Origin of the sequence: Mycobacterium sp., from assembly GCF_049683355.1 — a bacterium.
In the GTDB taxonomy this organism is placed as follows: Bacteria; Actinomycetota; Actinomycetes; order Mycobacteriales; family Mycobacteriaceae; genus Mycobacterium.
Genome location: NZ_JBAUJB010000458.1, coordinates 1 through 12,748 on the forward strand (window position 1 = coordinate 1; position 12,748 = coordinate 12,748).

15 protein-coding genes and 1 pseudogene are annotated in these 12,748 nt (G+C 66.6%); 7 read left to right on the forward strand and 9 right to left on the reverse strand.

Features of this window, described 5'->3' with window-relative positions:
• Window positions 1-408, forward strand: a 408-nt coding sequence (locus WA944_RS26055; protein WP_526647490.1) for a LysM peptidoglycan-binding domain-containing protein, incomplete at its 5' end; no start/stop codon positions are given.
• A 157-nt stretch (window positions 409-565) separates the two neighbouring features.
• Window positions 566-1,048 carry a transcriptional regulator NrdR gene (gene nrdR / locus WA944_RS26060; RefSeq protein ID WP_526373667.1) on the forward strand — a complete coding sequence of 161 codons (483 nt, stop codon included), beginning with the start codon at window positions 566-568 and terminating at the stop codon, window positions 1,046-1,048.
• Here nrdR and WA944_RS26065 read toward each other — a convergent pair.
• The 4 genes from WA944_RS26065 to sthA all read right to left on the reverse strand — a co-directional run bounded on the left by WA944_RS26065 (window position 1,036) and on the right by sthA (window position 5,445).
• A complete protein-coding gene (locus tag WA944_RS26065) occupies window positions 1,036-1,722 on the reverse strand; it encodes a PhzF family protein (protein ID WP_526373665.1) in 687 nt (228 codons plus the stop codon). The genes nrdR and WA944_RS26065 overlap by 13 nt on opposite strands.
• A gap of 57 nt (window positions 1,723-1,779) precedes the next feature.
• On the reverse strand, window positions 1,780-2,802 hold the full coding sequence (locus WA944_RS26070) for an alpha/beta fold hydrolase (protein ID WP_526373663.1): 1,023 nt from the start codon (window positions 2,800-2,802) through the stop codon (window positions 1,780-1,782).
• Between the two features lie 58 nt (window positions 2,803-2,860).
• Entirely contained in the window at window positions 2,861-3,859 is a 999-nt protein-coding gene (locus tag WA944_RS26075) for a proteasome assembly chaperone family protein (RefSeq protein WP_526373661.1), read from the reverse strand.
• Between the two features lie 170 nt (window positions 3,860-4,029).
• The gene (gene sthA, locus WA944_RS26080) at window positions 4,030-5,445 is read right to left on the reverse strand and encodes a Si-specific NAD(P)(+) transhydrogenase (protein WP_526373659.1); all 1,416 of its coding nucleotides are present in this window, start codon (window positions 5,443-5,445) and stop codon (window positions 4,030-4,032) included.
• 172 nt (window positions 5,446-5,617) lie between these two features.
• Between sthA and WA944_RS26085 the strand changes: the two genes are divergently transcribed.
• The gene (locus WA944_RS26085) at window positions 5,618-6,667 is read left to right on the forward strand and encodes a DUF4192 family protein (protein WP_526373657.1); all 1,050 of its coding nucleotides are present in this window, start codon (window positions 5,618-5,620) and stop codon (window positions 6,665-6,667) included.
• Window positions 6,668-6,680: 13 nt separating this feature from the next.
• Here WA944_RS26085 and WA944_RS26090 read toward each other — a convergent pair whose 3' ends face one another.
• From WA944_RS26090 to WA944_RS26100, 3 genes are all read right to left on the reverse strand, one after another.
• Complete coding sequence (locus tag WA944_RS26090; protein WP_526373655.1) at window positions 6,681-7,373, reverse strand: iron-dependent transcriptional repressor DtxR; 693 nt, start codon at window positions 7,371-7,373, stop codon at window positions 6,681-6,683.
• A gap of 151 nt (window positions 7,374-7,524) precedes the next feature.
• Window positions 7,525-8,484, reverse strand: coding sequence for a sigma-70 family RNA polymerase sigma factor (locus tag WA944_RS26095; protein ID WP_163889880.1), 960 nt, complete (start codon window positions 8,482-8,484; stop codon window positions 7,525-7,527).
• A 147-nt stretch (window positions 8,485-8,631) separates the two neighbouring features.
• Window positions 8,632-9,054 carry a DUF3099 domain-containing protein gene (locus tag WA944_RS26100; protein ID WP_526373653.1) on the reverse strand — a complete coding sequence of 141 codons (423 nt, stop codon included), beginning with the start codon at window positions 9,052-9,054 and terminating at the stop codon, window positions 8,632-8,634.
• Between the two features lie 76 nt (window positions 9,055-9,130).
• On the opposite strand from WA944_RS26100, the gene WA944_RS26105 reads away from it, so the two are divergent.
• Window positions 9,131-9,367, forward strand: coding sequence for a DUF3039 domain-containing protein (locus tag WA944_RS26105; RefSeq protein ID WP_526373652.1), 237 nt, complete (start codon window positions 9,131-9,133; stop codon window positions 9,365-9,367).
• Here the strand turns inward: WA944_RS26105 and WA944_RS26110 are convergent.
• Both WA944_RS26110 and WA944_RS26115 read right to left on the reverse strand, forming a co-directional pair.
• Complete coding sequence (locus WA944_RS26110) at window positions 9,357-10,394, reverse strand: YhjD/YihY/BrkB family envelope integrity protein (RefSeq protein ID WP_526610460.1); 1,038 nt, start codon at window positions 10,392-10,394, stop codon at window positions 9,357-9,359. The genes WA944_RS26105 and WA944_RS26110 overlap by 11 nt on opposite strands.
• A 27-nt stretch (window positions 10,395-10,421) precedes the next feature.
• Window positions 10,422-10,613: a DUF7455 domain-containing protein gene (locus WA944_RS26115; RefSeq protein ID WP_159229482.1), complete on the reverse strand. Its 192-nt coding sequence runs from the start codon at window positions 10,611-10,613 to the stop codon at window positions 10,422-10,424.
• 132 nt (window positions 10,614-10,745) lie between these two features.
• On the opposite strand from WA944_RS26115, the gene WA944_RS26120 reads away from it, so the two are divergent.
• The 3 genes and pseudogenes from WA944_RS26120 to WA944_RS26130 form a co-directional block, all read left to right on the forward strand.
• A complete protein-coding gene (locus WA944_RS26120; protein ID WP_526373648.1) occupies window positions 10,746-11,096 on the forward strand; it encodes a DUF952 domain-containing protein in 351 nt (116 codons plus the stop codon).
• A 120-nt stretch (window positions 11,097-11,216) separates the two neighbouring features.
• Window positions 11,217-11,999, forward strand: coding sequence for a hypothetical protein (locus tag WA944_RS26125; protein WP_526647491.1), 783 nt, complete (start codon window positions 11,217-11,219; stop codon window positions 11,997-11,999).
• Between the two features lie 276 nt (window positions 12,000-12,275).
• A pseudogene (locus WA944_RS26130) lies at window positions 12,276-12,748 on the forward strand (hypothetical protein); the annotation flags it as partial.

The following is a 12,748-nucleotide window of genomic DNA, read 5'->3' on the forward strand; positions in this document are numbered from 1 at the left end:
GCGTTGCGCGGGCCGGGTTCACCGCATGCCCGGCGGCCAGCACCTTCGTTGCGGCCCGGCGGGGCGCCGGTGCGCTACCGAGGTACCGGGGTGCTCGTCTCGCGGTCCCCACATCGGCGGCGCCCGATCACCCCGGCGACCACCGTTGTACTGGCGCTGATCGCCGGTGTGATCACCATCTGGCTGGGCCTGGTGGCCCAATCGGGGGGCGTGGTGGGTAGCGATACCGAGATTCCGGGGCGGCTGGCGGTGGTGCAGGTACACACGGGGGAGTCGCTGCAACAGGTTGCGCAGCGGGTGGCGCCCGGTGCGCCGATCGGCGAGGTCGTCGACCGGATCCGTGAACTGAACGAACTCGACTCGGTGACGTTGACCGCAGGGCAGACGCTGATCGCACCGGTCGCCTGACCCGCCGCAGCTCCGAATGCCCTGCTGCCCAAACGCACTGAGGAGCCGTCACGTGAACTATGCCCCAATCGGTCCGCCCTCGGGCCGGCCACGGATCACGCAGGTACGCTCAAAGGCGTTCGAAGCGATTGTCCGTCGGTGCGGCGAAGGAGCGGTGATGCACTGTCCGTTCTGCCGTAATCCCGATTCCCGGGTCGTCGATTCCCGCGAGACCGACGAAGGGCAGGCGATTCGCCGGCGCAGGTCGTGTCCCGAGTGCGGACGGCGGTTCACCACCGTCGAGGCCGCCGTGCTCGCGGTGGTCAAGCGCAGCGGTGTGACCGAGCCGTTCAGTCGGGAGAAAGTCATCAAAGGGGTGCGTCGTGCCTGTCAGGGCCGTCAGGTCGACGACGACGCACTGAACCTGCTGGCACAACAGGTCGAGGATGCGGTGCGGGCGACGGGCTCGCCGGAGGTGCCCAGTCACGAGGTGGGCCTGGCCATCCTGGGCCCGCTACGCGACCTCGACGAGGTCGCCTATCTGAGATTCGCCTCGGTCTACAGGTCGTTCTCGTCTGCCGAGGATTTCGAGCGGGAGATCGAGGCGTTGCGGGCACATCGAGACGTGGCGGCGCACAGCCAGCCGGCTCAGTCGATCTGACGTATCCCGTCGTCGGCCACCCGCCCGGCCACCCGCACCCAGCCTTCCGGGCTCCACGTGGTGTGGATGATCGAGCCCTGGCCCTGAACGATGGTCAGATCCCGGCTGAGGTACTCGGTGATGCGCACCGCGGCCGCGCCGGTGGCCTCGTCCTCGCGCACCCCGAGCTTGGGGGCGAACATCCTTGCCCTGATCGTGCTCGAGGCCTCGTCCAGCCAGGTCCACAAATAGTGCTCGACTTCGTCGCCGTAGTCGTCGGGGTCGGCCGCCGACAGGTCGTCGACCGTGGCGAGGTCGTAGATCGAGAAGTCCGACGCCCACTCCGCGCGGGCACTGACCGAGGTCAGATCCTCGGTGTAGGCCACCTGCACGATCCCGGCGGGTACTTGCAGGGTTCGCACGGGTGTGCCCTTGTTCTTGAGCCACCAGGACGCGCCCACGGTGGGGTGGCCGGCGAACGGGACTTCGGTGGTGGGGGTGAAGATGTGCGCGTGTGCCGTGCCACTGCCCGCGTCGGGAAGGGTGATGAAGACGGTTTCGCTGTAACCCAATTCGGTCGCGATGCGTTGCCGATCAGCCGGTTCCACTTCGGCCGCATCCACGACGCCGAGCGGGTTGCCGAACCGGCCCTGCTCGTCGGTGAACACGCGCAGCACTGTCACGTCGATGGCCATGTTGCCGATGCTACGTGCTGGCCGCCGCGACGAACCCGTGATCTGCAGGCGCGATGTTCAGGTGGCGCTGCGTTCGTCGACACCCATCGCGTCCAGCACCGCGACGCGGGTGTCCACCGAACCGGAGATCGCGCCCTCGGTGATGCCTGCCCGCAGCAGCCCACGAAGGTAATCCTGGTCGTAGACGGCGGGTTCGGTGGAATCGATGAACTTCTGCACGACCTCGACGAAACGGTCCGGGTCGTCGTGGAACGGGAAATGCCCTGAATCCTCGAAAATCTCCAGTTGTGAGCCCGGCATCGCGGCATGTGCCATCTCGGCGTGGCTGACGGGGATGACCGAATCGCTCCTACCCCAGACCAGCTGCACCGGAACCGATTGCGTCAGGTAGCAGCGATCGAGCATGGTCACGACCTGACCGCGCCAATCGACCACCGCGCGCAGCGTACGGGCGAAGGCCGAGGATGCGGTGGGTTCGGGCAGATCGGCCAGGATGCGCAGCATGTTGGGGATGTCGCGGCCCATCCCGGTAGATCCGAACAAGGTGCCGCTGGCGCGGCCGACGAGCTGCAGGGCGGGCAGCACCATCGGAAGCCGCAGCAACGCCAGCGCCTCACTGCCCATGGGCAGCGACGCGATCCGCAGCGCGATGTTCACCTCCTTCGTGACGCCACCGGCCCCGACGAGGATCAATCGGTCCACCAGCTGTGGGAACTGGTAGGCGAACTGCATCGCCACGCCGCCGCCGAGTGAGTGACCGATCACCGTGACGCTGTCGATGTCGAGCACGCTGAGCAGGTCCCGCATGCCGTTGGCGTAAGCGGCCACGGAGTAGTCCGCCCGAGGTTTGTCGGATTTTCCGTGGCCGAGGAGATCGGGGGCGATGACGGTGTACCGCTGCGCGAGCTTGGCCTGCACAGTGCTCCAGGTAGTGGAGTTGTCACCGATGCCGTGGATCAGAAGAATCGCCGGACCGGACCCGGCCACCCGGAACGCCCTGCGGTAGCCATGGATCGTCCGGTAGTGCAACGCGGGGGTGCATTCCCGCACGGAGCGCAGGTTGGGTTTGCGGTCTGTCACAGCGCAAACCCGCTGATCACGGACATGTCGCCCACTTCGTCGTCGGGACTGATGGCAGCTACCTCGGCTGGGGACCACCGGTGGGATCGTCCCCGTCTTTCCTGTCGTTCTCACCGGTCTGCTGGGCGAGGAACCGTTCGAACTCGGCGCCGAGTTCGTCACCGCTGGGCAAATCCTCGTCGTGTGCCAGAAGCGACCGATTCTCCTGAGCGGCTACGAAAGCATCGTACTGGCGCTCCAGCGCCTCCACCACCTGAGCGACTTCCGGGCTGGCGGCGACCTGCTCGTTGATCTTGTCCTGCACCTCGGCAGCAGCCTGGGCCAGCGCGGCCGTCGGGATCTGCAGCGAACCACTCCTGGCGACCTCAGCCAGCAGCGTCTCCGCCGCGGAGGGGTAATCGGTCTGCGCCAGGTAGTGGGGGATGTGCACGGTGAATCCGACGACCTCGTGTCCGTGCTGGGCCATCCGGAACTCCAGCAGGCTCGACACGCTCCCGGGAACCTGGACCTCGCTGACCCAGGGCTGGTGGTCGGCGATCAGCTCCTTGTCGTTGGAATGGGCGGTCAGCGTGATCGGCCGGGTGTGTGGAACCGCCATCGGGATGGCGCCAAGACCGATCACCCGGCGCACCCCGAGGCGCTCGGTCAGGAGCCGCACCGCGGTGATGAAGCGCTCCCAACGCAGGTCCGGCTCCAGGCCGGCGAGCAGCAGGAACGGCGTCCCGACGCTGTCGTGCAGTGCGTAGAGATTCAGTTCGGGCTCGTCGTAGTGGGTGAAGTGGTCGGTCTTGTACGTCATCAGCGGCCGACGGGACCGATAGTCGAGTAGGTCGTCCATCGCAAACGATGCCACCAGCTCGGTGTCGAGCGTGTCCTTGAGGTGCTCGGCAGCCAGCTTGATCGCCCGGCCGGCGTCGGAGAAGCCCTCGAAGGCATGGATCAGCACCGGTCCGCGGCCGTCGGCGGCCGCGAGCTGGGGGGCGGGGAACTCGAGCTCGTACATGCCCGTCTGCTCAGGTTGGTACTGCTGACCTGGATTGTCTGTGTTCTCAGCCATCTCTTGCCTCCTTGCCACTGTGGTCGCGACAGTGGGTGTCGTTCGCACTGTGTCCTACCAGTGTCCCGCATGTGGGGTTTCCCGCCACGGCGGTATACCCCCGTCACCGATTCGTTGGAACGCGCTCACACCGATGTGACATTCCGCATCCGGCGGAGGGTGCGGGTGGCTCAGGATCGGAACTGGTGCAGTGCGCGCAGCTTGTTCATCACGTCCAGGGCTGCGACCTTGTAGGCCTCGGAGAAGGTCGGATAGTTGAATACGGCGTCGACGAGGTATTCGACGGTACCGCCGCAGCCCATCACGGCCTGGCCGATGTGCACCATCTCGGTGGCGTTGGTGCCGAAGATGTGGACCCCCAGCAGGCGCAGATCCTCGGTGGAGACCAGCAGCTTGAGCATGCCGTAGGAATCGCCGGCGATCTGCCCGCGTGCCAACTCGCGGTACCGGGACACACCGACCTCGTAGGGCACCGACGCCTTGGTCAGGTCCACCTCGGTCGCCCCGACGTAGGACACCTCGGGGATGGAGTAGATCCCGATCGGCTGGAGCTCGGTCATGCCTTTGCAGGGCTCGCCGAACGCGTGGTAGGCGGCCAGCCGGCCCTGGTCCATGGACGTCGCCGCCAGGGCCGGGAAGCCGATGACGTCGCCGACTGCGTAGATGTGGTCGACCTTGGTCTGATAGTTGTCGTCGACGAAGATGCGACCGCGGTTGTCGGCTTCCAGCCCGGCGTTCGAGAGGTCGAGGTGGTCGGTCTGGCCCTGCCTGCCCGCCGAGTACATGACGGTGTCGGCGGGGATCTGCTTGCCGCTGGCCAGCGTCGTCACGGTGCCCGCAGATCCCACGTCGACGGCGGTCACCTCTTCACCGAACCGGAACGTCACGGCCAGGTCGCGCAGGTGGAACTTCAGCGCCTCGATGATCTCGGGGTCGCAGAACTCGAGCATGTTGTCACGCTTCTCGACGACGGTGACCTTGGTGCCCAGTGCCGCGAACATCGAGGCGTATTCGATGCCGATGACGCCGGCGCCGACCACGACCATCGAGCCGGGAATGGACTTGAGGTCGAGGATCCCGTCGGAGTCCAGTACGCGGTTCTCGTCGAACTCCACGCCGAGCGGCCGGGCAGGTTTGGTGCCGGTGGCGATGACGACGTAGCGGCCGCTGACCGTGACCCGTTCGGCGCGGCCGGGGTCGTCGACGTGGATGGTGTGCGCGTCGATGAACCGGGCGTGACCGACGTAGAGCTCGATGCGGTTGCGCATCAGTTGCGAGCGCACGACGTCGATCTCCCTGCCGATGACGTGTTGGGTGCGCGCCAACAGGTCGGCCGGGGTGATCCTCTCCTTGACGCGGTAGCTGGCGCCGTAGAGCTCGCGCTGGCTCATGCCCGTCAGGTAGACGACGGCCTCGCGCAGCGTCTTCGACGGAATGGTGCCGGTGTTGACGCAGACCCCTCCCAGCATCAGCCCGCGCTCGATCACGGCGACGGACTTACCGACTTTCGCCGCGGCGATGGCAGCCTTCTGCCCGCCCGGGCCGGACCCGATGACGACGAGGTCGTACTCCTGCGCGGAACCCATGGAAGAAGGTCTACGCCGGTTGTGCCGGTCTCGCATGTCGGCCGACGTCAACACCTGGTGAACTCTCACGGCTCGGGCGGACCTGATCCCCAATCGCGATTCCATCCCCAGTTCGGGTGCAACACCTCGTCGACAGCGGTTCGCCGTCGGCAGGTGTTGCGAGGTTTGCGGTATGTCCACAACACATCGTCCCGATAACCCGCTCGACCGACCCGGCGCCCTGATCGCGGCGCTGCCCGCTGTCCTCGGGTTCGTCCCCGAGAGATCGCTGGTGCTGGTGACCGCTGCCCACGGTGAGATGGGCGCGGTGATGCGCGCCGAGCTTTCCGAAGGTGCGGACTACTCGCTGAGTCAGCTCGCGGAACTGGCGGCCGCCTCGCGAGCGGAGATCGCGATCGCTGTGATCGTCGACGACGAGGGTGCCGCATGCCGGATGTGCGCGGACCAGTACCGGGAGTTGACACACGAACTGGCCATCGAGCTCGCGAGATGGGACGTCGAACTGTCCGCCGCACACGTGGTCGACAAGGTCGCCGCCGGAGGCCGGTGGTACTGCGCCGACGGGTGCGGCAGCACAGGGGTGGTCGAGGATCCGGCGGCCTCACCGGTCGCCGTGGCCGCCGTGCTGGACGGTCGGCGTCTCTACGCCCGGCGCTCGGAGTTGGTTGCCGTGGTCGCCCAGGTCGATCCCGAACGCAGCGCCGCGATGGCCCGGGACATCGGCGCGGCCGGCGCGGTGGATCCCGACCGTCCGGACTCGCAGGCCAAGAGCGACATCGAGCATGCCCTGGCCTGCGCGGATCAGCTCACCGACGGCCCCCCGTTGGACGACGGGCAGCTGACGCGGCTGGCGTTGGCGCTGACCGATCCGCGGGTGCGCGACACTCTGTATGCACTGGCCGTCGGAGACCATGCGGGCGCGGCCGAATCGTTGTGGGCCGAGCTCGCCCGCCGGCTGCCGGAGCCGTGGCGAGCGGAAGCATTGGTACTGCTGGCATTTTCGGCCTATGCGCGGGGGGACGGGCCGCTTGCCGGGATCTCACTGGACGCAGCGCTGAGGTGCTCACCGTCGCACCGGATGGCCGGGATGCTCGACCACGCGCTGCAGTCGGGGATGCGGCCAGAGCAGATACGGGAACTGGCCCGCACCGGCTACCGGTTGGCCAAGCAGCTCGGTGTGCAGCTGCCGCCGAAGCGGCTTTTCGGCCGCCGGGCAGGCTAGCTTGCGCGGCGGGTCAGACCTTTTCGACCTTGACCGTGTGAGCCATCTCGTGCGGGAGTTCGACCTGCTCGTGGCCGGGGATGACGATCATGACGCCGCCGTGGTTGTTGACCTCGACGGTCACGCGGGCGTTGGGCACCACGCCGGCGTCCTTCAGCCGGGCGATCAACTCGGCGTCGCCCTGGACATGCTCGGTGAGCTGCCGCACCACCACCGCCACGGGCATTCCGGCGGGCAACTCGGTCAGCCGAACCAGGCTGATCGTCTCGTTGATCAGCTCATCGCCGACACCGAGCTCCGACAGGCCCGGGATCGGGTTGCCGAACGGGGACGTGGTCGGGTTGTTGAGCACCTGGACCAGCCGGCGCTCGACGTCCTCGCTCATCACGTGCTCCCACCGGCATGCCTCGGCGTGGACTTCCTCCCAGGGCAGCCCGATGACGTCCACGAGGAGCCGCTCGGCAAGACGGTGCTTACGCATCACCGCGACCGCCAAGCCGCGGCCCTTGTCGGTCAGCTCCAGGTGACGGTCGCCCGCGACGTGTAGGAGGCCATCCCGCTCCATCCGCGAGACGGTCTGGCTGACGGTGGGTCCACTCTGATCGAGACGTTCCGCGATCCGCGCGCGCAGCGGGATGACGCCCTCTTCCTCGAGGTCGTAAATGGTTCGCAGATACATCTCGGTGGTATCGACCAGATCGTTCATTCGCACACCCTCCGTCTGGGGCGAGTCTACCGGTCGACCCGCTGAACAGCGGTGCTTCATCTGGCGACACGGCTAGACAACAGTGAAGTCAGAAAGCCCGCCGAAAATTCCGGCGGGCTTTCCGTGGGGGCTTGCTACAGTAACTGGCGTACTAACTGGCGTAGGAGCGCAGCCTGTCTGCACGCTCACCGTTGCGCAGCTTGGCCATCACCTCGCGCTCGATCTGGCGCACCCGCTCCCGGGAGAGCCCGAACAACTTGCCGATCTGATCCAGTGTGCGGGGCTGGCCGTCGTCCAGGCCGAACCGCAGCCGAATGACCTGCTGTTCGCGTTCGTCCAGCGTGGTCAGCACGTAGCGGATGTCGGTGTGCAGCAGTTCGGAGATCACGGCGTTCTCGGCCGACATCGCCTCGGCGTCTTCGATGAAGTCGCCCAACGGTGCTTCCTCGTCGCTGCCGACCGGCATGTCCAGGCTCACCGGGTCGCGGCTGTGCGACAGCAGGTCGGCGATCTTCTCCGCGGGAATGCCCGACTCCTCGGCCAGCTCCTCGTCGGTGGCATCGCGACCCAGGTTCTGGTGCATTTCGCGCTTGATCCTGGCGAGCTTGTTGACCTGCTCGACGAGGTGGACCGGAAGACGGATGGTGCGGCTCTGATCGGCCATGCCGCGGGTGATCGCCTGGCGGATCCACCACGTGGCGTAGGTCGAGAACTTGAATCCCTTGGCGTAGTCGAACTTTTCCATCGCGCGGATCAGCCCGAGGTTGCCCTCCTGGATGAGGTCGAGCAGCGGCATGCCGCGCCCGGTGTAGCGCTTGGCCAGCGAGACGACCAAACGCAGGTTGGCTTCGAGCAGGTGCCGCCGCGCCGCCTCGCCGTCGCGAACCACCGCCGCAAGATCGCGCTTGCGGCTGTCGCCGAGGCGCTTGCGGGTGTCGAGTAGATGCTGCGCGTACAGGCCCGCCTCGATTCGCTTGGCGAGTTCGACCTCGTCGGCGGCGTTGAGCAGCGCGGTCTTGCCGATGCCGTTCAAGTAGACGCGCACCAGGTCTGCGGCTGGGCTCTGGGCATCCAGATCTTGGTCGAAGCGACTGCTGGTGGCATTTGCCATTACGGCCTCCTGATCGGGTCGAACTTTCAAGAGCTACAACGCTCTATGAGTTCGAAGAGTTCCCAACCTCACCGCGGCTCACACCTGCTGAGCTGCGGTTTTCGGAGCTCGACCTGAGAATGTGCTGAGAAGTGCCCCCGGCGATGATCAGCGGGGAACGTCGCCGCGGTAATCGCCCGCTTCGTACCCCGAGTGCTCGGCCTCGGCCTGCGGCCACACCGCCGCCGAGCCCTCCAGAGAGGGGCGCTCGGCTGTCGGGAACAGCGGGATGCGCCGCTTCGAGTCGTACCGCCGAGGTTCCTCGGCGCGTCGCGGTGGACGGTCGTTGGCGATCAGCACGGCCATCCACGGCAGCGGGATCGACAGCACGATGATCGCCAACGAGACCAGACCGTTTTGCCAGATGCCGTAGGCCGCCGCGGCGAGAATCAGTGCAGGGATGCGGAACGACATCAGCGTGAGGTACTTGCGTACCCGGGCGCGGTGCTGTTCCTCGTGAGCGAGCGCGGCCCGGGTGATCAGAACGGGCCGGCCATCGTCATCGAAACTCAGCTCTTGGCCTTGTTTCATTACTCCACTGTTGCACATCGGCAGCCGGTGTGCCGGTGACGTTTCTTACCGATCTGTGGCGAGGCAGAATGGTGACATGCAAACCCAGACCATCGAGCGCACCGACACCGACGAACGCGTCGACGACGGGACTGACGACGACACCCCCAAGTTCTTCCACTACGTCAAGAAGGACAAGATCGCCGAGAGCGCGGTGATGGGCACGCACGTCGTCGCGCTGTGCGGTGAGGTGTTCCCGGTGACCCGGTCGGCCAAGCCCGGTTCGCCGGTGTGCCCGGACTGCAAGCAGATCTACGAGCAGCTCAAGAAGTAGCGGCGTCGCCCTTGGCGACCGCGGCGGGTGCGTCGCCGGGGGGTATGACGAGGTGTTCGGGGGCGTCGACCGGTTGTGCGGTCGGCGCGCCGCTGAAGGCGCTGGCTTTGGCCTCCAGCCACCACCGCAGCCGTTTGGCGTGGGTCGCCTGAGCTGGCCACTCCTCCTCGATGGCCGCGTTCAGTTCCGCACCGAACATGACGGCGAAGCCCAGGAAGAACGCGAACAACAGGAATGCGATCGGAGTCGCCAGCGCGCCGTAGGTGTAGCCGGTGCTGGTGATCCATGTCAGATAGACCCGCAGCGCCCACGTCGCCACCAGGAACACCACCGCGGCGAGCACGGAGCCGTACACCAGCCGGTGCGACGGCAGCGGCTTGGGCAGTGACACCCGGTACAGCAGGTTCACCGCGACCACCAGCGCGAGGAACAGCACCGGGTAGTAGCCGAAACGAAGGAAGTGATCCCAGCTGTCGGGGATGAACTCGGCGATCTTGCGCGGGCCCAGCGCCAGGAAGGGGGCCGTCACGATGGCTCCCACCAGCATCACCACGTACAGCCCCAGTGCGTAGAACCGCTGCCGCACGGGATGGCGAAGAGGGGTCTGGCCGTGGGCCTCGGTGATCGAGTCGACGAACGCAGAGATGGCCGACGAGCCCGCCCACAGCGAGATGACGAACCCCAGGGACACGACCTCGCCCCGGGCACCCTTGATGATGTCGCGCACCGTGGGCTCGATGATCTCGGCGACCACGTTGGGCGAAAAAAATCGCCCGGCGGTACTGACCAACTGGCTCTGGATCATCGGCAGGGTGTCCGGGCCGAACAGTGGAGCTACGTAGGCCAAGCTGCCCAGCATCCCCAGCAGAAGCGGGGGCAGTGACAGTGCGCACCAGAAGGCAGCCTGGGCTGACTCCGCGAAAATCGAGTCGTCCCAACTTTTTGCCAGGGTTCGGCGGAATATGTGCCGAAAGTGGTGGCGCGACGGCCTCGGCCGCTCGGGGGGCGGGGCTGACTGGTCATTCATGACCAGTCCAGCATCGCCGATGTGCCGCTACGGCTCCAACTGGCTTACTTCCAGAACTGCAGCCAGCTCGACCAACTTGGCCTCGTGCTCGTTGGCATGATGCTGGCAGAACAGCAGCTCGGCGCCCGACGGAAGCTTCGCCCGTACGCGGGCCGCGGCGCCACAACGGTCGCAGCGGTCAGCCTTGGTCAACTCGGGACTGGTCAGCGTTGCGGTCATGGCACCTCCATAGGATGTGGCGACGTACTTCCACTCTGTCAGACGCTTGGGGTTCCGGCCTTGTTCCCCGGGGGTTTACGGGTGTGTCGTGTCTCACGGATCTATGTGTTGCGACAAATTGGGGGTGACGGTATGTCCGATGTCCTCGTCCATCTATGCGCTGCGTCGCAGTGGGACACAGCGCGCCTGTCGGGCGAATTGCACCCTGATTCCCTCGACGCGGTGGGATTTGTGCACCTGTCGACACCGGCTCAGGTCCACCTGCCCGCGAATCGTCTCTACACCGGCCGGGCAGACCTGCTGTTGCTCCGCATCGACGCCGCACGTCTCTCCTCTCCGGTCCGCTGGGAACCCGGGGCTCCCACCGATCCCGCCGACATGGTGTTCCCGCATTTGTACGGCCCCTTACCGGTAGCAGCTGTGATAAGCGTCGCGTCCTACTCCTGCGGACCCGACGGATTGTTCCCGCCGTGTCGGCCCTGAAACCAGCGTGATCGATCGCTTTGTGATGCAGCAGTTTTCGTCGCCATCTCGCGGTGCTGTCGGTGCCGAGTGTGGAACCCACATCGGTGGGCGGATTGTGACTCAATACACTGACCGCTCGTGGGCATACTGTTCGGCTTCGCACCGTGGATCGTCTACTGGATCCTCGTCGGCAACGTTCCCTTCGTCACCGCGGTGCTCGTTGCGTTTGCGGTGGCGATCGCGGCACTCGTCGTCTCCAGGCTCAGCGGATCTCCTGGGCGAACGCTGGAGATCGGCGCTGTCGCAACATTTTTCCTGCTGACGGTGCTCACGTTCACGGTGAGCCAGGGCTTCATGGAACGGTGGATGCAGCCGCTGAGCACCGCCGGGATCTTCGTGGTGGCGTTGGTCAGCGTGCTGATCGGCAAGCCGTTCGTCCGCGAGTTCGCCGTCGTCGGTCAGCCGAAGGAAGTGATCGACAGCGAGCCCTTCGCCCGCATCACCACGCTGCTGACCTGGATCTGGATCGCGGCGTTCGGTGGCATGGCGCTGTCCTCAGCGGTCCCGCCGATCCTGCAGGGCGACGCGACCATCCTGGACATCCGCACGCCGCTGTCGTTCGTCTGCTACTGGGTGGTGCCGTTCACGTTGCTGGGTGTGGCGGCCCTGCTGACGCGGGTGCTGCCGGACCGGATGGTGCCGGCGGCGGACGAGGTGGTCCGCAAGACCACCTTCGTCGCGTTCGCCGAGGCCGAGATCGATCAGCTGATCTACCTGGCCACCGAGCACGCCAACCGCGAAGTCGGCGCGGGCAAGGAGGCCTACGACATCCGGATCGGCAGCAAAGGCATTCCGCTTGTCGGCGACGAGACGCGCGAATCGTGGCCCTCCTCGTACAAGGTGCCCGACCGCAAGCGCTGACCCGCCGCGGGCCCCCGGTTGCAGTCCGGCATCGTTACAGGTCTTTGCGGTATTCGCAGCATCCCGGACGGCTCCGTGCGGCGATCCGCCGTGGCCGCGAATTCGGAGGGTCGCCGGTCTGACGCAGCTACCGGGACTTCCGAGCGCAGGTGTGGTGTCAGCTAATTCGAGGCGCAACACGGTACACCATTCGGGCAGGGTAATTGACTGAGGCGCCGATTTGCCGTGTTAGATTCCGGTGAATCCAGAGACCGAGCAGACCAGGGGGAACTGCGCATGGCTCAACGCCGCCGCACCGCACATGATGTGACCGACCGCAGCGCTGGCGCAGGCCGGGGAACCACCGCCCACCGCTGGGTCGCGGCCGGTGCAGGGGGCGTGGCGGCAGTCGGCATCGGCGTGCTGCTGTCCACCCAGACGGGTGCGCCGGCGGCACCGGTCCGGGCCGTCGAGTTGGCCTCCTTCGACGCGTTGTTGGTGCCGCAGGCGCCGGTGTCCGACGAGCTGTGGTGGTTGGTGCCGGGCGCCCCGGGGAGCCAGCGCACGTCGAGCGGGTCGGACTCCCGGTCGGCGGTGGTCCCGATGATCGGTGAGGGTGGCTGGCTCGTCGGCAACGGTATCGACGCTGCCGCCGATTGTGCCGCCGCTGCCTGCAACGGCGGAAACGGCGGGCTGCTGCGGGGCAGCGGTGGTGACGGGGCCAACGGCGGCCGGGGCGGCAACGCCGGGTTGTTCGGCGGCGACGGGGG

What these genes read in the sequence shown, in the direction of transcription:
- WA944_RS26115 (WP_159229482.1), bottom strand. Translation starts at nt 10,613, where the DNA reads ATGACCGCAACGCTGACCAGTCCCGAGTTGACCAAGGCTGACCGCTGC.
- WA944_RS26100 (WP_526373653.1), bottom strand. Translation starts at nt 9,054, where the DNA reads ATGAAACAAGGCCAAGAGCTGAGTTTCGATGACGATGGCCGGCCCGTT.
- WA944_RS26105 (WP_526373652.1), top strand. Translation starts at nt 9,131, where the DNA reads ATGCAAACCCAGACCATCGAGCGCACCGACACCGACGAACGCGTCGAC.
- WA944_RS26090 (WP_526373655.1), bottom strand. Translation starts at nt 7,373, where the DNA reads ATGAACGATCTGGTCGATACCACCGAGATGTATCTGCGAACCATTTAC.
- WA944_RS26110 (WP_526610460.1), bottom strand. Translation starts at nt 10,394, where the DNA reads ATGAATGACCAGTCAGCCCCGCCCCCCGAGCGGCCGAGGCCGTCGCGC.
- WA944_RS26075 (WP_526373661.1), bottom strand. Translation starts at nt 3,859, where the DNA reads ATGGCTGAGAACACAGACAATCCAGGTCAGCAGTACCAACCTGAGCAG.
- WA944_RS26095 (WP_163889880.1), bottom strand. Translation starts at nt 8,484, where the DNA reads ATGGCAAATGCCACCAGCAGTCGCTTCGACCAAGATCTGGATGCCCAG.
- WA944_RS26120 (WP_526373648.1), top strand. Translation starts at nt 10,746, where the DNA reads ATGTCCGATGTCCTCGTCCATCTATGCGCTGCGTCGCAGTGGGACACA.
- sthA (WP_526373659.1), bottom strand. Translation starts at nt 5,445, where the DNA reads ATGGGTTCCGCGCAGGAGTACGACCTCGTCGTCATCGGGTCCGGCCCG.
- nrdR (WP_526373667.1), top strand. Translation starts at nt 566, where the DNA reads ATGCACTGTCCGTTCTGCCGTAATCCCGATTCCCGGGTCGTCGATTCC.
- WA944_RS26065 (WP_526373665.1), bottom strand. Translation starts at nt 1,722, where the DNA reads ATGGCCATCGACGTGACAGTGCTGCGCGTGTTCACCGACGAGCAGGGC.
- WA944_RS26085 (WP_526373657.1), top strand. Translation starts at nt 5,618, where the DNA reads ATGTCCACAACACATCGTCCCGATAACCCGCTCGACCGACCCGGCGCC.